The sequence below is a fragment of the Caulobacter sp. 10L414 genome (genome assembly GCF_056395525.1).
This window is the reverse complement of sequence record NZ_JBFTJR010000006.1, coordinates 99,692-118,773: the sequence shown is the minus strand read 5'-3', so window position 1 is coordinate 118,773 and position 19,082 is coordinate 99,692. Positions and strand designations below refer to the sequence as shown.

15 protein-coding genes are annotated in these 19,082 nt (G+C 69.9%); 4 read left to right on the top strand and 11 right to left on the bottom strand.

The window, feature by feature from the left end; genetic code table 11:
• Window positions 1-383 precede the first annotated feature (383 nt).
• The 3 genes from AC1DCG_RS03925 (at window position 384) to AC1DCG_RS03915 (ending at window position 5,944) form a co-directional block, all read left to right on the top strand.
• Complete coding sequence (locus tag AC1DCG_RS03925) at window positions 384-3,674, top strand: TonB-dependent receptor (protein ID WP_477041384.1); 3,291 nt, start codon at window positions 384-386, stop codon at window positions 3,672-3,674.
• A 170-nt stretch (window positions 3,675-3,844) separates the two neighbouring features.
• Window positions 3,845-4,825, top strand: coding sequence for a sensor histidine kinase (locus AC1DCG_RS03920; protein ID WP_477029507.1), 981 nt, complete (start codon window positions 3,845-3,847; stop codon window positions 4,823-4,825).
• Between the two features lie 69 nt (window positions 4,826-4,894).
• Window positions 4,895-5,944 carry a P1 family peptidase gene (locus AC1DCG_RS03915; RefSeq protein WP_477029506.1) on the top strand — a complete coding sequence of 350 codons (1,050 nt, stop codon included), beginning with the start codon at window positions 4,895-4,897 and terminating at the stop codon, window positions 5,942-5,944.
• On the opposite strand, the gene AC1DCG_RS03910 is transcribed toward AC1DCG_RS03915, so the two are convergent.
• The 9 genes from AC1DCG_RS03910 to AC1DCG_RS03870 all read right to left on the bottom strand — a co-directional run bounded on the left by AC1DCG_RS03910 (window position 5,896) and on the right by AC1DCG_RS03870 (window position 14,439).
• Entirely contained in the window at window positions 5,896-6,423 is a 528-nt protein-coding gene (locus AC1DCG_RS03910; RefSeq protein WP_165259527.1) for a MarR family winged helix-turn-helix transcriptional regulator, read from the bottom strand. The genes AC1DCG_RS03915 and AC1DCG_RS03910 overlap by 49 nt on opposite strands.
• A gap of 213 nt (window positions 6,424-6,636) precedes the next feature.
• Window positions 6,637-7,500, bottom strand: coding sequence for a hypothetical protein (locus tag AC1DCG_RS03905; RefSeq protein ID WP_477029505.1), 864 nt, complete (start codon window positions 7,498-7,500; stop codon window positions 6,637-6,639).
• 82 nt (window positions 7,501-7,582) lie between these two features.
• Entirely contained in the window at window positions 7,583-7,822 is a 240-nt protein-coding gene (locus tag AC1DCG_RS03900; RefSeq protein WP_477029512.1) for a hypothetical protein, read from the bottom strand.
• 31 nt (window positions 7,823-7,853) lie between these two features.
• On the bottom strand, window positions 7,854-8,108 hold the full coding sequence (locus AC1DCG_RS03895; RefSeq protein WP_165259523.1) for a DUF3297 family protein: 255 nt from the start codon (window positions 8,106-8,108) through the stop codon (window positions 7,854-7,856).
• A 95-nt stretch (window positions 8,109-8,203) separates the two neighbouring features.
• The gene (locus tag AC1DCG_RS03890; protein ID WP_477036738.1) at window positions 8,204-9,619 is read right to left on the bottom strand and encodes a serine hydrolase domain-containing protein; all 1,416 of its coding nucleotides are present in this window, start codon (window positions 9,617-9,619) and stop codon (window positions 8,204-8,206) included.
• A 69-nt stretch (window positions 9,620-9,688) separates the two neighbouring features.
• Entirely contained in the window at window positions 9,689-11,968 is a 2,280-nt protein-coding gene (gene parC / locus AC1DCG_RS03885; RefSeq protein ID WP_165259519.1) for a DNA topoisomerase IV subunit A, read from the bottom strand.
• 77 nt (window positions 11,969-12,045) lie between these two features.
• Entirely contained in the window at window positions 12,046-12,258 is a 213-nt protein-coding gene (locus tag AC1DCG_RS03880; protein WP_165259517.1) for a hypothetical protein, read from the bottom strand.
• 88 nt (window positions 12,259-12,346) lie between these two features.
• A complete protein-coding gene (locus AC1DCG_RS03875; RefSeq protein ID WP_477029503.1) occupies window positions 12,347-13,777 on the bottom strand; it encodes an ATP-binding protein in 1,431 nt (476 codons plus the stop codon).
• On the bottom strand, window positions 13,774-14,439 hold the full coding sequence (locus tag AC1DCG_RS03870; protein WP_058350497.1) for a response regulator transcription factor: 666 nt from the start codon (window positions 14,437-14,439) through the stop codon (window positions 13,774-13,776). The genes AC1DCG_RS03875 and AC1DCG_RS03870 overlap by 4 nt, the downstream gene beginning before the upstream one ends.
• 122 nt (window positions 14,440-14,561) lie before the next feature.
• Here AC1DCG_RS03870 and AC1DCG_RS03865 point away from each other — a divergent pair, with 122 nt between their 5' ends.
• Window positions 14,562-17,396, top strand: coding sequence for a TonB-dependent receptor (locus tag AC1DCG_RS03865; RefSeq protein WP_477036737.1), 2,835 nt, complete (start codon window positions 14,562-14,564; stop codon window positions 17,394-17,396).
• A gap of 18 nt (window positions 17,397-17,414) precedes the next feature.
• On the opposite strand, the gene recO is transcribed toward AC1DCG_RS03865, so the two are convergent.
• Window positions 17,415-18,149 carry a DNA repair protein RecO gene (gene recO / locus AC1DCG_RS03860; protein WP_477029500.1) on the bottom strand — a complete coding sequence of 245 codons (735 nt, stop codon included), beginning with the start codon at window positions 18,147-18,149 and terminating at the stop codon, window positions 17,415-17,417.
• A gap of 13 nt (window positions 18,150-18,162) precedes the next feature.
• Window positions 18,163-19,041, bottom strand: a complete 879-nt coding sequence (locus tag AC1DCG_RS03855) for an arylamine N-acetyltransferase family protein (protein WP_477029499.1) — start codon at window positions 19,039-19,041, stop codon at window positions 18,163-18,165.
• Window positions 19,042-19,082: the final 41 nt, after the last annotated feature.

Genomic DNA, 19,082 nt, shown 5'->3' with positions numbered 1-19,082 from the left:
TCTCGAAGAGCGCCGGCGCCAATAGATCCTCCCCCTCGGGGGGAGGTGGCCCGGAGGGCCGGAGGGGGTTAGCGCCGGCGTTAAGATCCCAACCCACAAGGAACCTCCCCCCGTGGGGGAGGCGATCGCGCAGCGATCGGTGGGGGGAGTGACTGCGAACTCACCCGCCGCCTCGAAAGCTGAAACCGGCCCCCCACCGGCCTTCGGCCGCCTCCCCCACAGGGGGAGGTTCCCAACAACGTGGCGCCGAGGCCACACTCGTCACACCGCCGCCACAAAATTTCGGTCGGCGACTGGAGGTTTCCCCACGGTCCCCCGTCGAAGGCCATAAGAACGTCGCGTCGAGGGGGCGCGGCGGACAAAGGGGTCTTTCGAACTTGTCCATGCGTACGAACCAACGTCGCCGGGCCGTCCGCGGCTTGCTGCTGGCGTCCGCCGCCGTCCTGACGATCGCGGGCCAGGCCGCCGCCCAGGGCGCGCGCCACACCTTCAACATCCCGCCGCAGGACGCGGTGTCGGCGCTGCAGACCTACGCCAAGCAGACCGGCAAGCAGGTACTGTTCCCGTACGAGGCCGCCACCGGCCGCAAGACCCCGGCCGTCACCGGCGACCTGTCGGACGCCGAGGCGCTGAAGCGCCTGGCCGACGCCGCCGGCCTGGTCGTCGCCTCCGACGACGGCAAGACCATCACCCTGCGCGCCGCGCCGGCCGCCCGCCCCCAGTCGGAAGCCGCCGCGACTGAAGCGGCTTCCGAACAAGTCGCCGAAGTCGAAGCCATCATCGTGGTCGGCAGCCAGATCGAAGGCGCCCGCACCACCGAAGCCCTCCCCGTCTCGGTCGTGACCGAGAAGGACATCATCGCCACCGGCGCCGTGTCGGGCGACGAGCTGTTCCGCTCGATCCCGCAGGCCGGCGACGTGCAGTTCCAGGAAGCCCGCACCACCGGCAACCTGAACGACGCCCGCGGCGACGTCTCGTCGCTGAACCTGCGCAGCCTCGGCACCGGCAACACCCTGGCCCTGCTGAACGGTCGCCGCGCCGTGCTGCACCCGGGCACCCAGACCGAGAACCTGGTGCCGGTGCAGACCGTCAACACCAACGCCCTGCCCGTGGCCGGCGTCAAACGCGTCGAAGTGCTGCGCGACGGCGCCGGCGCCCTCTACGGCTCGGACGCCGTGGCCGGCGTGGTCAACACCGTGCTCGACACCAAGTTCCAGGGCCTGCGCGTCGAAGCCCAGGTCGGCGGCTCGGAAGGCACCGGCTATCGCGAAGGCACCGTCAACCTGAAGGCCGGCACGCGCCTGGAAGACGGCACGCGCCTGACCTTCTTCGGTTCGTACACCGCCCACAGCCGCATGATGGCGACCGAGCGCGACTACGCCGCCAGCGAAGATCACCGTAGCCAGATCGCCGACACCCCCTGGGCCGGCAGCACCAGCTTCGACAACCGCTCGACCTCCAGCCCCTGGGGTTCGTTCACGCTGATCCCGTCGTCGACCGCGCCCCGCCAGAACGGCGTGGCCCTGACCACCTCGGGCGTGTTCCACATCGAGCCGACCGCCAACACCGCCGCCGGCTGCAGCAGCGCCGTCCTGGCCGGCAGCCTCTGCATCAAGTCGGGCACCATCACCGGCGCCGCCGACCGCGACCTGCGCTATGACGAGAACCCCCAGCGGACCCTCAAGGGCGGCCTGGAGCGCACCAACCTGTTCAGCACCGTCGAGCGCGACCTCGACAACGGCATGACCTTCTTCGGTGAAGCCGGCTACTACCACGCCCTGTTCACCGGCCAGCGCGAGCAGTCGGCCCCGATCTCGTCGGCCCCGATCAGCATCGCGGCCAACGCCTACTGGAACCCCTTCGGCGCCACCACCCTGGCCGACGGCAGCGCCAACCCCAACCGCCTGTCGGGCCTGACCGGCGTGGGCGCCTCGGGCGTGGCGATGAACATCACCACCTATCGTCCGGTCGATGCGGGTCCGCGCACCTACACCGTCACCGACGACAGCTATCGCCTGCTGGGCGGCCTGAAGGGCACGTTCGGCGAAGGCTGGAAGTGGGAGTCGGCGGGTCTCTATTCGTTCGCCCGGACGAAGGACAAGACCCACAACGCCATCAGCAACACGCTCTTCCAGCAGGCCCTGAACCGTACGGACTCCAGCGCCTACAATCCGTTCAACGGCGGCTCGCTGACCAACTGGTCGGGCGACGACGCCACCGGCAACAGCCAGGCGACGATCAACTCGTTCCTGATCGACGTCTACCGCATCAGCGAGACCTCGCTGGCGATGTGGGACTTCAAGGTCTCCAAGAAGGACCTCTTCACCCTGCCGGGCGGCGACGTCGGCTTCGCCTCGGGCGTCGAATTGCGCCGCGAGACCTACAAGGACGATCGTGACGACCGCCTGGACGGCACGACCACCTACACCAACAGCGTCACCGGCGTGACCTACAACAGCGACGTCCTGGGGGCCTCCGGCTCGCCGGACATCAAGGGCGACCGCGTCATCAGCTCGGCCTTCGCCGAACTGGCCGTGCCGATCATCTCGCCCGAGATGAACATCCCGTTCGTCGAGGAAGTGACCCTGCAGCTGGCCGCCCGCGACGAGTACTATTCCGACTTCGGCAACGTGCTGAAGCCGAAGGGCGCCCTGCTCTGGAAGGTCGGCCAGGGCCTGTCGTTCCGCACCTCGGTGTCGCAGAGTTTCCGCGCGCCGAACCTGCCGCAGTTCTACAGCGAAGGCTCGACCGTCTCGAACGGCCGTCCCGACTACGCCTTCTGCCGGATCAACAACCCGACGGCCACGACCTGCGCCAGCACCTCGACGCTGGAAGTGCGCCAGGGCAACAAGGACCTGAAGCCGGAAGACGCCGACAACGCCTCGATCGGCTTCGTCTACCAGCCGAAGTTCATCCCGATCGAGTACGGCCGCCTGACCCTGACGACCGACTTCTGGTCGATCCGGGAAAAGAACGTCATCGGCATCCTGGGCGGCTATAACCAGATCGCCTACGACCTGCTGCTGCGCCAGCAAGGCAGCTACAACCCCAACGTCGTGCGTGACGACCCGGTCGGCACCAACACCGTCGGCGCCATCGCCTACATCAGCGACACCTACATGAACCTGCAACCGCGCGTGGTTCAGGGCGTCGACTTCTCGCTGGCCTATGACCTGGACGACACCCCCTGGGGCGACTTCGGCTTCAACCTGAACGTGGCCAAGCTGACCAAGTACGACCAGTCGGCCAGCCCGATCGAGCAGATCCTGCAACAGGCCATCGAAAGCGGCGCGCTTGCGGGCCTGACGGTCTCGTCGGCCGGCAGCCAGATCAAGATGGACGGCTTCCCGGAATTCCGCGGCACCGCCAGCTTCACCTGGCGCAAGGACGGCTGGGGCGCGGGCGCGTTCRTCAACTATGTGGGCGAGACCTACGACACCGGTCCCGCCCAGGTGGACGGCCARTACTTCCCGATCTCGGACTGGACCACGGTCAGCCTGTACGGCCAGTACGCGTTCCAGAGCGGCCAGTTCGACGGCTCGACCCTGCGGGTCGGCGTTCGCAACGTCGCCGACAAGGATCCGCCGGTCACCTCGAGCAACTTCGGCTACTCGGGCGCCCTGCACAACTCGACCGGCCGCTACTGGTACATGAACATCTCCAAGCGGTTCTGATCCTCCACCCGAGGATGACTTGGGAAGCCCGCCTGTCGCGAGACGGGCGGGCTTTTCCGTATCCGGAGCGAACACGGGGATTTGCCGTGACCCGAAAGTCTTTTTAGGAAATATTCTCCCCTCGGCGGCGGAGCGTTCGACGCCGGACGAGTCGGGGCTCTTCGAAGATCATGTCGCGGGCGAGCACGCCTCTTCCTGCCGCGTGGGGCTACGCCCTGGCGGCCGCCGCCGCGGGCGGAGCCTTCGGCGTGCGCCTGGCGCTCAACAACTGGTTCCCGCCGGGCTTTCCGTACCTGACCTTCTTCCCGGCCATCGTGCTGACCGCCTATTTCGCGGGGCGCGGTCCGGGCATCCTGTGCGCGGCGCTGTCGGGCCTGTGCGCCTGGTACTTCTTCATCCCGCCGTACAACAGCTTCCACGTCGACTTCGCCACGACGGTGGCGATCACGTTCTACGTCTTCGTGGCGGCGGTCGACATCTTCTTCATCGACGGCATGCGCAAGGCCATGCGCAACCTGGCCCAGGAACGCGAGGCCCAGGCGGAACTGGCCCGCAGCCGCGACCTGCTCTATCGCGAAATGCACCACCGGGTGAGCAACAACCTGCAGATGGTCGGCGCCCTGCTGCGCCTGCAGTCGTCGGGCATGAAGGACGAGGACGCCCGCCACGCCCTGGTCGAGGCCGGCGGCCGCATCGAGACCATCGCCAAGATCCAGCGCCAGCTGCACGACCAGACCGGCGAGCCGACCTCGTTCAGGGCCTTCGCCGAGGCCCTGCTGGACGACGCGGGCCAGGCCTTCGGCGTCCGCCACGCCGTCCGCGTCGAGGGCGGCGACGACCCGCTGCATCCCGAGCAGGCCACGCCCGTGACCCTGGTCATGCTCGAGTGCTTCAACAACGCCCTGGAGCACGCCTTCACCAGCGGGACCGACGGCCGCATCGTCGTGGCCCTGGCCCAGGAAGGCGACAGCCACGTGCTGACCATCCGTGACAACGGCGCGGGCCCGCCGGCCGGGTTCGAACCGGCCGCCTCGCCCAGCCTTGGCCTGCGCATCGTCCACGCCATGGCTCGCCAACTGGGCGGCGCCTTCACCATGGCGCGGGTGGACGGCTGGACGGTGTGCCGGCTGAGCTACGCGCGGGCGGTCTGACCCGCGCTACCCTTCGCTAAGGCTGGGATGACACATATCTAGGAAGGCGTCGTAGAAGAAGGCCCCGCCATGCCCCGTCCCGGCCCCCGCAACCTGATCACCGACGTCGAGGGCCTGCTGGTCGGCCACGCCCAGGACGAGGCCGTGGCCTCGGGCGTCACCGCCCTGCTCTGCCCCGACGCCTGGACCGCCGGGGTCGACGTGCGCGGCGGCGGTCCGGGCACGCGCGAGATCGACGTGCTGCGGCCCGAGAACAACTTCAGCAAGGCTCACGCCATCTGCCTGTCGGGCGGCTCGGTGTTCGGGCTGGGTGCGGCCGACGGCATCGTGGCGGCTTTATCGGCCGCAGGGCGCGGCATCCGCCTGGCGCCGACCTCGCCGGCCATCCCGATCGTGCCGGCCGCGGTGCTGCACGACCTGGGCAACGGCGGCGACAAGGACTGGGGCTTGGACCCGCCCTATCGCTGGCTGGGCATCGAGGCCGCCGCCGCGGCCGACAAGGACTTCGCCCTCGGCGCATTCGGCGCGGGCCTGGGCGCCATGGCGGGCCTGGCCAAGGGCGGGATCGGCAGCGCCTCCCTCGACCTGGGCGACGGCCTGGTGGTCGGCGCGCTGGCGGCGGTCAATCCGGTGGGCTCGGTGCGGATGGCCGACGGCGAGACCTTCTGGGCCTGGCCCTGGGAGATCGACGGCGAGTTCGGCGGCCTGCGCCCCGCCCCCGACGCGCCGGTCGAGGTCGAGCCTATCCCCGAGGATTCCAAGCTGGCGGCGCTGGGGCGCCTGCAGGCCGGCGCCAACACCACCCTGGCCGTGGTGGCGGTCACCGCCGACCTGACGACGGCCGAGTGCACCCGCCTTGCGATGATGGCCCAGGACGGCCTGGCGCGGGCCATACGGCCAGTGCACACGCCCTTCGACGGCGACGTTGTGTTCGCCCTGGCCTCGGGCGCGCAGACCCTGGGCGAGGGTCCGGGGCGCGCCATCGCCCTGGCGAAACTGGGCTCGGCCGCGGCCGACACCCTGGCCCGAGCCATCGCCCGCGGGGCGTATGAGGCTCGGCTTTCGGGAGATCAGTCCTCGGAGACCGGAGCCACTTCCGGCGGGGCGTCGGCCCCGTAGAGCTGGACGGCGGCGGCTTCCAGGCGGCCCATCAGGCGCTTGAGGGTCGCCACCTCGCCAGGCGCCAGGCCCGCCAGCAGCGCGGCCTCGTAGGCCAGGGCCAACGGCCGGATCTCGGCGAACAGCCGGCGGCCGGCGGCGGTGAGCTCCAGCGTGTGCGAGCGGCGGTCGGTGCGGTTGGTGATCCGCGCCACCAGCCGGCGCTCGACCAGGTCCTGGGCGGCGCGGCTGACGCGCACCTTGTCCATCGCGGTGCGGGCGACGGCCTGATGCTGGGTCAGCGGCCCCTCGATCAGGATCGACATCAGGCGCCACTGCGGGATCGACAGGCCGAAGCGGTCTTCATAGGCCCGGGCGATCAGGCGGCTGACGGCGCTGGAGGCCGTCGCCAGGCGATAGGGCACGTAATCCGAAAGCGACAGCTGTTCACTGGCGGCGTCCGGTGAACCCGGCGTCAGAGATGAGACCGTCGCGGCCATGCCTGTTCCTTTCCTCCTGCTCCGGCCCGCGGCCCGCGAAGACGGAGCCGTCTCTACGCCGAATCACGCCCTGGCAACCCACCGCGAGCGCCCTTCGATCTGGCGCCGCGATGGAAACGCTCTCAATCACCCGCCCCGGACCGTGGCGGAAAGCGGGCGTTTCGCCCGTCGCATGAGCATACGCACCTAACCGCGCCCAACCAAGCGGCGCCTTTAGTGGCCGCCGTGCGCCTCGCCGTGGTCGTGACCCGACTTCGGGGCCGGCTCGGTGTGGGTCAGCTGCCTCTGGCAGCGTTCCAGCAGGCGCAGGTTGTCGGGGCTGTTCCAGACGTCGGCGAACTCGACCACCGCCAGGCGCAGGCGGCGCATGTGCTCGGTCCACTCCAGCGGCGGCTCGGCCTTGTCGTCGGCCTTGTCCTCACAGCCCTTGTCCTGGGGCTTCGCGCCGCAGGTGCAGGCGTGGGGCTTAGCCGCCGGCGCCGCGGCCGGCGCGCAGTTGGCGTTGACGATGACGGTCTGCTTGCTGCTGATCTTCACCTGCGGCGAAGCCAGGGCCAGGCCGCCCACGCTGACCGGCACGCAGCAGATCACGCACTGGCAGGGCGCGGGCGCCTTGCAGGCGGGCGAAGGCGCGGGCTCGGCCTCGTGGCCGTGCTTGCCCTCCTCCTTGGCCCCATGGCCGCAGGTGCAGGGCTTGGAGACCTTCGGCTCCGGCTTGGTCTCGGGCTTGGGGAACTGGCCCAGGCACGCCTTCTCCAGGCTCTTGAGCGCCTTGCCGCAGGCGGCGAATTCGATCAGCGCCCCAACCCGGGCCTCGACCTCGGCCACCAGTTCCTCGGCGCGGCGCAGCAGCTCGCCCGTCGGCGCGCTGGTGGCGGCCACGCAGCGGGCCAGGATGGCCTTGTGGATGGTCTTGGGCACGTCGCGCCAGCGCTCGTCCCTGCCCTTGCGGCCGGTGAAGCGTCCCGCGCAGAAGGCCAGGGCCGCGACGGCCAGGGTGATCAGCGCGATGCCCGCCAGCAGGGTCGGATCGAAGATCGGCACCGGCGTCTCGACCGGAAACTCGGATTGATACACCCCACCCCTCCCGCATGCGCCGTTCGACGAGCAGCGTTATGGTTAACGCATGCGCGCGACGCTTGCACGGCCAAGGTTGGGATCAGCGGCGGGAAATCACGCCGCGGGCGCGGGCGCCCTGGTCGTAGCGGCTCTCGCCGCCATAGACGGCGACCTCGCACAGGATGTCGCCGCCTTCCTGGCCGGCCCACAGGTAGTTGCGCTCGACCTCGACGTTGCGGCCGGCGGGCGAGATGCCGTCGAAGGTGTCTCCCCAGGGAATCACCTTCGACAGTTCACGCCAGGACAGGGTCATGGCGCGCGACAGTTCGTCGTCGGCCATGGCCTGCAGGTCGGGATCGCTCACGCGCGGACTACTCGGCCGAGGTTTCGGCGTCGCGGAAGTACGGCACGACCTCGCCTTGCAGCTTGATGGTCATGGCGTTGCCCTTGCGGTCGACGGTCTTGCCGGCGGTCACGCGCACCCAGCCTTCGCTGACGCAGTACTCGTCGACATTGGTCTTCTCGACGCCCTTGAAGCGGATGCCGACGCCGCGCTCGAGCGCCTCGGCGTTGTAGTAGGGGCTGTCGGGATTGGCGGACAGGCGGTCGGGAGGCGTATCGCTCATCGGGTCGGCTTTCGAGATCTTGGGGCGGGACGGCCCGCCGAGGCGGGCGTGATAGCGAGGAAAGACGGAAAATCCAAGCGCTTGGGCCGAAAGCCTCAGCGGATGGAGGGCGCGCGGCCGCTGGAACCGCCCTTGGCGGGCGTGGGCGCGCCGTGCGGAGGCGTGTTGGCGGCCTGGCGGACGGGCGGCTTTTCCAGGGCCTGGTAGACCCACTTGCGGGTCTCGGCGTCGAGGCCGGGCCCCACCCCGCCCAGGCGCTGGATCATGCCGACGAAAAAGAGGTCGTTGGCCGGATCGATCCAGAACCAGGTGCCGGCGCTGCCGCCCCAGCTGATCGTGCCGGGGCCGACCGGCGCGCCCGAGGCGGCCGGGTCGACGGCCACCGCCACGTCGATGCCGTAGCCCATGCCCAGCGCGAAGGGGAACGCCTTCTGCTGGCCAGGCTTGAGCACGCCGGACGTGCCGTCGGTGGTGACCTGGAAGCTGGGCGGCAGGTGGTTGAGCCGCATCATCGCCACCGTCTCCGGCTCGAGGATGCGCACCCCGTCGAGGTCGCCGCCGTTGAGGATCATCTGGGCGAAGCGGGCGAAGTCCCCGGCGGTCGACAAAAGGCCGCCGCCGCCGGACGGCGCCGGGGGCGGCCGGGTGACGTCTCGCCAGCCGCCCTCGACGGCGGGCATGAGCTTTCCGGTGACCGGATCGGCGTCGTAGATCGCCGCCAGGCGCGCGGCCTTGTCGGCCGGAACCCAGAAGGCGGTGTCCTTCATCTTCAGCGGCTTGAAGATCCGCTGCTGCATGAACACAGGCAGGGCCTGGCCCGACAGGCGCTCGATGATCAAGCCCTGGATATCGGCCGCCACGCTGTAGCGCCACAGCTTGCCGGGCTCGGAATACATCGGCAGGCCGGCGATCTTCTGCACCATCGAAAACAGCGAGTCCGACTGCAGCACGCCCGCCCGGTAATAGGCCTGGTCGGCCTGGCTGCCCGGATCGTCGGCGATGCCGTAGGCGAAGCCGGCCGTGTGGGTCATCAGCTCGCGCATGGTCGGCGGGCGGCTGATCGGCGACAGGATCGGACGGCCCGAGGCGTCGACGCCATTGGCGACGCGCAGGTTCTCGAACTCCGGAATGAACTTGGTGATCGGATCGTCGAGCTTCCAGCGGCCCTCGTCATAGAGGATCAGCATGGCCACGCCCGTGACCGGCTTGGTCTCCGAACGGATGCGGAAGATCGCGTCGGCCGGCATCGCCTCGGGCTGATCGAGGGCGCGCTTGCCGTAGGTGGTCTGGCTGACGACCTTGCCGTGGCGGGCCAGCAGCGTGACGCCGCCGGCGATCTGGCCCTGGTCGACCAGGCGCTGCATGGTCTCGTCCACGCGCTTGAGCTTCTCGGACGAGAACCCCACCGCCTCGGGCTTGGCGCGCGGCAAGGCGCTCGCCACGCCCGGATGGGCGGCGGTCAGGCCCAGGAACCCGGCCAGGGCCCCGACGGACTTGCGCCACAAGCTCATAAGTCGACTTATCTCTCAGAGGGTTGGCGAGAGCATGGCGCCGAAGACGCCGGCTCTCGCCATATCACATCACTTGGGACGGAAGCGCTTCTGGGTCGGGAAGCCCTTGGGCGCCAGCTTGCCCGCGCCGGCGCGACGGCCGACAAAGGTCTGCCAGTCGGTCCATTCGCGGCGACGCAGCGCCGTGTCGATCCAGTAGGCGCCGGTCTCGGCGTTGAACGACAGGCCGTCGCGCAGGCCGCCCTCACGGTAGGCCTGCAGTTTCACGCCCTTGCCGCGCGGCATCTCCGGCAGCTCTTCCAGCGGGAAGATCAGGATCTTGCCGTTGTCGCCCACCACGGCCAGCTGGTCGCCGACGGCTTCCAGGCAGAAGGCCGCGCCGGCGGCGTCGACGGTCAGCACCTGCTTGCCCGCCTTGCGGTTGGCCAGGGCCTCCTCCTCCGGCAGCAGGAAGCCGTAGCCCTGCTTGGAGGCCAGGATACGCTTGCGGCCCGCCTTGAACGGGAAGACGTCGATGATCTTCACCTTGTCGTCGAGCTCGATCATCATCCGCACCGGCTCGCCGTGACCGCGCGCCGACGGCAGGTTGGCGCAGCCCAGCGTGAAGAACCGGCCGTCCGAGGTGAACAGCAGGAGCTTGTCGGTGGTCTCGGCCGGGACCAGGAAGCCCAGCTTGTCGCCTTCCTTGAACTTCAGTTCGGACGGATCGTCGATCTTGCCCTTGGCTGCGCGGATCCAGCCGCGCTCGGACAGGATGATGGTGATCGGCTCGCGCACGATCATCGCCTCGATGGCGGCGTCGGCGTCGACCACCGGAGCCACGTCGAAGACCGAGCGGCCGGTCACGCCCGTCGGGCGCGGCTTGTCCAGCGGGTGCTTGATCTTGATCAGGGAGGCGCGAACCTGGCGCAGGCCCGTGCCCACCAGGTCCCACTGCTTCTTGTCGCTGGCCAGCATGGCCAGGATGCCGTCGCGCTCTTCCACCAGTTCGGCGTGCTCGCGGCGGATCTCCATCTCCTCCAGCTTGGCCAGTTGGCGCAGGCGGGTGTTGAGGATGGCGTCGGCCTGGATGTCGCTGAGGGCGAAGGCCGCCATCAGCTTTTCCTTCGGCTTGTCCTCGTAGCGGACGATGCGGATCACCTCGTCCAGATTGAGGTAGGCGATCAGCAGGCCGTCCAGGATGTGCAGGCGGGCTTCGATCTTGGCCAGGCGGTGGCGGGCCCGGCGGGTCAGCACCTCGCGGCGGTGGGCCAGGAACGCCATCAGCGCCGACTTGATGCCCATCACCCCGGGGGTGCCGCGCGCGTCCAGCACGTTGATGTTGACCGAGAAGCGGCTCTCCAGCGCCGAGAGCTTGAACAGGCTCTCCATCAGCACTTCAGGCTCGACGTTCTTGGACTTCGGCTCGAGCACGAGGCGGATGTCCTCGGCGCTCTCGTCGCGGACGTCGCCCAGGAGGGCGGCCTTCTTGCTCTCGATCAGGTCGGCCAGCTGCTCGACCAGATCAGACTTCTTCACCTGATACGGGATCTCGGTGACGACGATCTGATAGGTGCCGCGGCCGGTCTCTTCGCGCTCCCACTTGGCGCGGGTGCGGATGCCGCCACGGCCGGTCTCGTAGGTTTCCAGCAGGGAGGCGGCCGGCTCGACGATGACGCCGCCGGTCGGGAAGTCCGGCCCCGGCACGCGTTCGAGGATGTCGGCGGTCGTCGCCTCGGGGTTGGACAGCAGCAGCAGGCAGGCGTCGATCAGTTCGGCCGGGTTGTGCGGCGGGATCGAGGTGGCCATGCCCACGGCGATGCCGGCCGAACCGTTGGCCAGCAGGTTCGGGAAGCCCGACGGCAGGACGACCGGCTCCTCGTCCTGGCCGTCGTAGGTGGGCCGGAAGTCGACCGCGTCCTCGTCGATGCCGTCGAGCAGAAGCGTCGCCGCCTCCGTCATCTTGCATTCGGTGTAACGCATGGCCGCGGCGTTATCGCCGTCGATGTTGCCGAAGTTGCCCTGCCCCTCGACCAGCGGGATGCGCTGGGAGAAGTCCTGGGCCAGGCGCACCAGGGCGTCGTAGATCGACTGGTCGCCGTGCGGGTGGAAGTTACCCATCACCTCGCCGACCACCTTGGCGCACTTGCGCGCGGCGGCCTCGGGGTTCAGGCGCATGTTGCTCATGGCGTAGAGCACGCGACGGTGCACCGGCTTCATGCCGTCGCGGACGTCGGGCAGCGCCCGCGAGCCGATGGTCGACAGCGCATAGGCCAGATAGCGCTTGGACAGCGCTTCGGTCAGCGGCTCTTCGAGGATGCGGTCGCCGTCGCCGGGACCGCCGGGGGGAGGAAGGACGGGCTTGTTCATCAGTCAGATTCGTTTCGGCCCGCCAGCCTAGCAGATATGCGGCGCTCGATTCGAGGCGGCGGCGGGGTTTTTGCGGCTTATCCGGCCGCGGGCGCCCCCAGAACGGCCCCTGCCCGCTCCACGAGGTCGATCACCGCCTCGTCGCGCCACACCTCGATCGTCTCGGCGCTGGCGTGATCACGCAGCAGCGACAAGGCATGACGCCGGTAGGCGTTGTCGGCCAGGTCCTGGATATCGACTGCGGTGGCGACCTGGTTACCGGCCAAGCAGACGAACGTGTAGGTTTTCATCACAGCCCTCGCCGTGACCCTAGCACGCCGAGCGGCGCCGTTTGTCGCCTGCCCGACCGATCACGGCATTGGGAACGGCCGTGTTTCCTCAGGCTTCGGCCGCGCTGCGGGCCGGCAGGGCCAGGGTCACGCGCAGACCGCCGATCGGGGCCCGCCCCAGCGTCAGCGCGCCGTCGTGCAGTTCGGCCAGTTCCAGGGCGATCGGCAGGCCAAAGCCGTGCCCCTGGCCACGCTCGTCCAGGCGGCTGCCCGGCACCAGGGCCGCGGCGGCGGCCTCGTCGGTCAGGCCCGGGCCGTCGTCGTCGATGTCGAGCACCACCCGCGCGCCCTCGCGGCGGCCGGTGACCCGCACGGTGCGCTCGGCGAACTTCCAGGCGTTGTCGAGCAGGTTGCCGGTCATCTCGTCGAAGTCCTGCGGATCGCAGGCGACATAAAGATCCTCGGCCACGTCGAGTTCGGCCCGCACGCCGGCGGCGGCGTGGATGCGCGACAGGGCCGCCACCAGGTCGTCCAGGCGCGAGCGGACCGGCAGGGCCGGACGCCCCGGCGCCCCCGGCGAGGCGGCGCGGGCGCGGCCCAGGTGATGGCCGATGGCCCCGTCGATCTGGGCGATCAGGCTGGCCAGGCTGCCGTCGGGATCGCGCCCCGGCTCGGCCAGCCGCACGGCCAGCGTGGCCAGCGGCGTCTTCAGCCCATGGGCCAGGTTCGAGACATGGCTGCGCGCCTTGGCCAGCGCCTGCTCGTTGTGGTCCAGCAGGGCGTTGAGCTCGGCCACCACCGGGTCGAGTTCGCGAGGCTGCTTGCCCTCGATGCGGCGCTGCTCGCCCGCGCGCACGGCCGCCAGCGAGGCGCCGAGCTTGCGCAGCGGCCGCAGGCCCAGCTCCAGCTGGCCGATCATCGCCGCCAGCAGACCAACGCCCAGCACGCCCAGCGACAGCAGCAGCGGCCGCAGGCCCTCGTCGCGCATGCGGTCGCGGATGTATCGCGGCGCGCCGGCGGTGACGGTGACCGGCCCGCGGCTGGTGCTGATCGTCAGGGTCCGGAAATAGAAGCTTTCGTTCCAGCCGCTGCGCGAGCGCCAGCGGCGGGATTCCTTGAGCGGCGCGGTCGGCGGCTTGTCGGGACGCATCTCGCGCTGGGGCATGCGATCACGGTCGCGGTCGCGGTCGCGGTCAGGACGGGGCCAGGGCGGCGGCCCCTCCCCCTGCCGGGGTTCGACCGCGGCCACGGTCTGAGAGCGCAGCACGCCCGCCGGTCCCTTGACCACCCAGGCCCAGCCCGCGCCGCGCCGGATGAACGGGCCGACCGACTGGATGCGGTCCTGGTCGAGCGAGCCGTCGGACTTCACCGCCCGGGCCAGCACCGAGATCTGCGATTCCAGGCTGGCGTCGACGTTGCGGCGAACGAACTGGTCCAGCGTCGGGCGGATGCTCAGGGCCGCCAGCACCACGGCCACGATGGTGAACAGCACGCCGCTGATCAGCAGCCGCGCGCGGATGGAGTTCAGAGGGCCGCTCATGCCGCCCCCGCCGTCAGGCGATAGCCGCGGCCGCGCACGGTCTCGATCATCTCATGGCCGATCTTGCGCCGCAGCCGGCCGACGATGACCTCCAGCGAGTTGGAATCTCCGCCCGCGTCGCCCTCATAGGCCTGCTCCAGGATGTCCATCCGCTCGACCACCACCTCCTTGCGCAGGATCAGGCACGACAGCACCCGCCACTCGAAGCTGGTCAGCTTCAGCGGCATGCCGTCGAACTCGAACCCGCCCATCTGGGCGTCGAAGGTCAGGCGGCCGCAGACGATGCGCGGACCGTGATGCCCGGCGGAGCGGCGCACCAGCGCCCGCAGGCGCATGACCAGTTCCTCCACCCGGAAGGGCTTGGTCAGATAGTCGTCGGCGCCGGCCTTGAAGCCCTCGACCTTCTCGGTCCAGCCATAGCGGGCGGTAAGGATCAGCACCGGCAGCGGCCGGTTCTGGGCTCGCCAGCCGCGCAGCACCGACAGGCCGTCCTGCTTGGGCAGGCCCAGGTCCAGCACGGCGGCGGCATAGGTCTCGGTGGCGCCCAGGTGCGCGCCGGTCTCTCCGTCGGCGGCGATATCCACCGCGAACTGCTCTTCGCGCAGGGCCTGGGCGATGCTTTCGGCCAGCGGCGCGTCGTCTTCGACCAACAGGATGCGCATCCGCAATCCTTAGCCGACGAACCCAAACCGAACCTGAACCAGTTCGTTCAGGCTACGTCGAGGTTGGGTGCGTTAGAGAGGCTGCAATCGAGGGATTCGGTTCGAGCCGTGGGGATGAGGAAATGACGAGGAAGATGGCCCTGCTGGCGGGCCTGCTGGGCTGCATCACACCGACGATGCTGTACGCCCAGGAAACGGCCCAACCGGCCCAAACCCCGCGCCCGTCCGCCCAGCAGGTCCCGTCCGACGCCGATATCGACACCGAGGTCGAGGGCATCGTCGTCACCGGCCAGCGCCAGTACGGCTCGGTCATCGGCGACATCCAGCCGGAAACCACCTTCAGCGCCGCCGACGTGCGCTCGCTCGGCGTCAGCTCGGTCACCGAACTGCTGTCGGAGCTCGCGGCGCAGACGACCAGCGCCAGCGGCGCCGCCCCCGTCACGCTGCTGAACGGCCGGCGCATCTCGGGCATGGGCGAGATCCGCGACATCCCCACCGAAGCCATCCAGCGCGTCGAGGTCCTGCCCGAGGAAGTGGCGCTGAAGTACGGCTATTCGGCCGACCAGAAGGTGGTCAACGTCGTGCTGCGCCAGCGCTTCCGCGCCCGCACCGGCGAGATCAGCCTGGCGGCGCCCACCGACGGCGGCCAGACCACCGAGCAATTCGATTCCAGCACCCTGCGCCTCAACCGCCAGGGCCGCCTGAACACCGCCTTCAAGTACGCCCACAGCGACAAGCTGCTCGAAAGCGACCGCGACATCACCTCGCGCTCGGCCAGCAGCGACTATGTCGGCGACGTCACGCCCTTCCGCACCCTGCGTCCGCGCACCGACAGCCTGTCGTTCAACACCGTCTACAACCGCGTGCTCGAGAACGGGATCTCGGCCACGGTCAACGGCAGCCTGTCCTACGACCAGAGCCAGTCGCTGTCGGGCCTGGCCCGCGCGCAGTTCGACGTGCCGGCCGCCAGCCCGTTCTCACTGTCGGGCGACGAGGAAGCGGTCTACCGCTACCTGACCGATCTGGGCGCGATGGAGCAGTGGAACCGGTCCTGGAACGCCCATGGCGGCTTCACGCTGGACGGCTCGATGAAGTCCTGGCGCTGGAACCTGACCGGCAACTACGACCACGACGAAAGCCGCACCAGCACCGACCGCGCCCCCCGGGTCGACGAGCTGCAGGACCGGCTGGACGACCTGGATCCCACCTTCGATCCGCGCGCCGGCCTGCCGACCGGCGACTTCCTGAAGGACCGCGCCAGCTCGACCAGCGACACGCTCAACACCCAGCTGGTGATGAACGGCGCCCTCAAGCGGCTGCCGGCGGGCGACATTTCCTCCACCGTCAAGCTGGGAGCCGAAGGCGCCTGGGTGGACTCCTGGTCCCGCCGCAACACCGCCACGGGCGCCACCGAGAGCAGCGTCGACCTGTCGCGCGGCACGGCCAACGCCCAGGTCAGCTTCGACGTGCCGATCACCAGCCGGAAGAACAACTTCCTGGCCCAGGCCGGCGACCTGTCGGCCAACCTGAACCTGTCGGTGAACCAGCTGTCGGACTTCGGGACGCTGACCTCGATCGGCTATGGCCTCAACTGGTCGCCGATCAAGCCGGTCAGCTTCATCGTCTCGATGAACAACCAGGAAAACGCGCCCAGCATGTCGCAGCTGGGCGGCGCGCAGGTCACCACGCCCGACGTGCAGGTGTTCGACTACGTGCGCGGCGAAAGCGTCCAGATCGTCCGGCTCAGCGGCGGCAACCCCGACCTGAAGGCCGAGGAGAAGAAGGTCCTGCGGGTCGGCGTCACGCTCAAGCCGCCGGTCGTCGAGGGGCTGTCGATCAACGCCAACTACACCCACTCGCGCACCGACAATCCGATCTCGTCGTTCCCCAGCGCCACGGCGGCCACCGAGGCGGCCTTCCCCGACCGCTTCTTCCGCGAGGACCCGACGGTCGATGACCCGATCGGCCGCCTGATCCGCATCGACGCGCGACCGGTGAACTTCGCCAAGCGCGAAAGCGACCAGATCCGCTGGGGCCTCAACTTCAACCGCCAGATCGGCAAGACGCCGCCGCGCCCGACCCCCACGCCCGAGGAAATGCAGCGCTGGCGTGATCGCCAGGGCCAGGGCGAAGGCCGGGGCGAAGGTCGTCGCGGCCAGGACGGCCAGGCGGCCGGCGGTCAGCAGGCTCAAGGCCAGACACCCCAGGGCCAGGCGACCCAGGGCCAACAAACCCAGACGGCCGAAGGCGCCCAGCCTCCGGGCATGGAGCTGCTGCAAGGCGCCATGCGCCAGGGCGGCGAACAGCGCAGCGGCGGCGACAACGCCCAGCCGCCGTCCGACGGACCGCGTCCGGGCGGCGACCAGGGCGGTCCCGGCGGCGGTTTCGGCGGTCCGGGCGGTCCGGGCGGCTTCGGCGGTCGCGCTCCCGGCGGCGGCTTTGGCGGTCCGCCTCCCGGCTTCGGCGCGGCGCGCCTGCAGCTGGGCCTCTTCCACACCGTCCGCCTGCGCGACCGGATCTACATCACCGACGGCGGAACCCCGCTCGACCTGCTGGACGGCGATGCGCTGGGCAACAGCGGCGGCTCGCCCCGCCACGAGGTCGAGGCCCAGGCGGGCCTGACCAAGAACGGCATGGGCATGCGCCTGACGGCCAACTGGCGCAGCGCCACCGAGGTGACCGGCGGCACGACGGGCAGCACGACCGGCACGCTGAAGTTCTCGGACCTGACGACGGTGAACCTGCGCCTGTTCGCCAACCTGGGCGCCCGCCGCGAGCTGGTGGCCAAGTATCCGGTGCTGCGCGGCACGCGGGTGACCTTCGGCGTCACCAACCTGTTCGACGAGAAGCAGCAGGTGCGCAACGCCGCCGGCGGCACGCCGATCACCTACCAGGAGGACTACCTCGATCCGCTCGGCCGCAGCGTGAAGCTGAGCGTGCGCAAGGTGTTCTTCTAGGACTGGCCGGGGCGGCTGCTACAGCCGTCCCGCCTCGCCCAGCCGGTCCAGCAGCCACATGCGGGCCGGCGGCAGCGGGCGGTTCAGCGGGCCGAACACGAACTGCTCCAGGAAGTGGCCGGTGATGTCGAGCCCGGCCTTCACGTCGCCCTCGGACAGCCCGCCTTGCGACGACAGCAGAAACGGCGGCAGCGGCAGCAGCTTGTCGTGATAGGGCGCGCCGGCCTTGCGGCTGACCGCCCGCCCGGTGCGCGGGCTGACATAGACCAGATCGTCGACATCCCCGGTGGCCGCGCACTTCGAGAGATCCAGGCCAAAGCCCAGGTCCTGCAGCAGCCCCGCCTCGTAGCGCACATAGACCGCCGGCCAGATGTCGGGGATCTCCAGCACCCGGATCAGGGTCTCCAGGGCCAGGAACGCGCCGGGATGCGGCTCGCGCTCGGGCAAGGCGCCGGCGGCGACGGCGGCGGCCGACTGCAGGCCGGCCAGCGCCAGGCGATCATCGAACAGCGACGAGGGCCCCTCGCCCATCGGCTCCAGCTGGGCCGAGCCCAGCTGATCGGCGACCCGGGCGCGATAGCGGGCGATCACCCGTGCGCCCGCCTGCAGGAACGGCTTCATGCGCCGCGAGGCCGCGCCGGCCACGTGGGCGACGAACTTGCCGCGGTCCTGGGTCAGCAGTTCGACGATGGCGCCGGTCTCGCCGTGCGCCCGCGCCGACAGCACGAAGGCGTCGTCTTCCCATTCCGTCACCGGGAGCGCTCCACTAGGCGGGGGTCCCCCAGGCGACGACCTTCTCCAGCACCGGCCGCCACTCGGGCTCGACCGGCAGGCCGATCACGTCGCGCAGGGTCGCCTCCAGCTCGTCGACCGACAGGTCGCGCTGTTCGATCAGCGCGCCGGTGGCGTCGCGATGGGTCAGGCGGTTGTTCTTCAGGGCGAAGCGATCGGTCGGCGTCGTGCGCCCCACCGTCATGCTCCAGGTGAAGTGCGAACTGGGATGGGTGTAGGTGAAGAAGTTGGCCTGCTCGTAGTCGACCGCCGCCCAGGCGCCCTTGGCCACCTGGTAGAGCGGCGCCCAGCGGCCGGACAGGTCGGCCTGCACCTGCCGTTCGACAACCCCGTCGTGCGAGGCGTCGACGATGCGGAAGGCGCCGTTGGGGCTCTGCTGCTCGCCGTCGGCGAACAGCCGCAGCGGCGCGGTCAGCACGCAGCCGCCGAAGCCCGCGTCGGCCAGCCAGGTCTCGCCGTCCAGCGTCACCCCCAGCACCTGGTGCGAGCGCGGACGCGGCGGCGCGCCCTCCGGCGCCATCCACAGCACGCGGGCCATCAGCCCCTCGACCTCGAAGCCGAGCGCCGCCAGCACCCGCTTGAGCAGGCTGTTCTGCTCGTAGCAGTACCCGCCCCGACCGGCCCCGATCAGCTTGGCGTCGACCTCGGCGGGAACGATGCTGATCCCTCGCCCCAGCAGAACATCGAGGTTCTCGAACGGGATCGCGTCCGGATGCTTCTGGCAGATGGACCTCAGCACCGCGAGCGTCGGCTCGCGCGGGCCCTCATAACCGATGCGGGCCAGATAGGCGTCCAGATCGACCGCCGGGGCGGCGGATGCGGGCGTGGCGGTCGTAGTCTCGAGGGGACGCAAGGGCTGGGGCCTTCCATGACGTTCGGCGCCCTCAAAGGCTG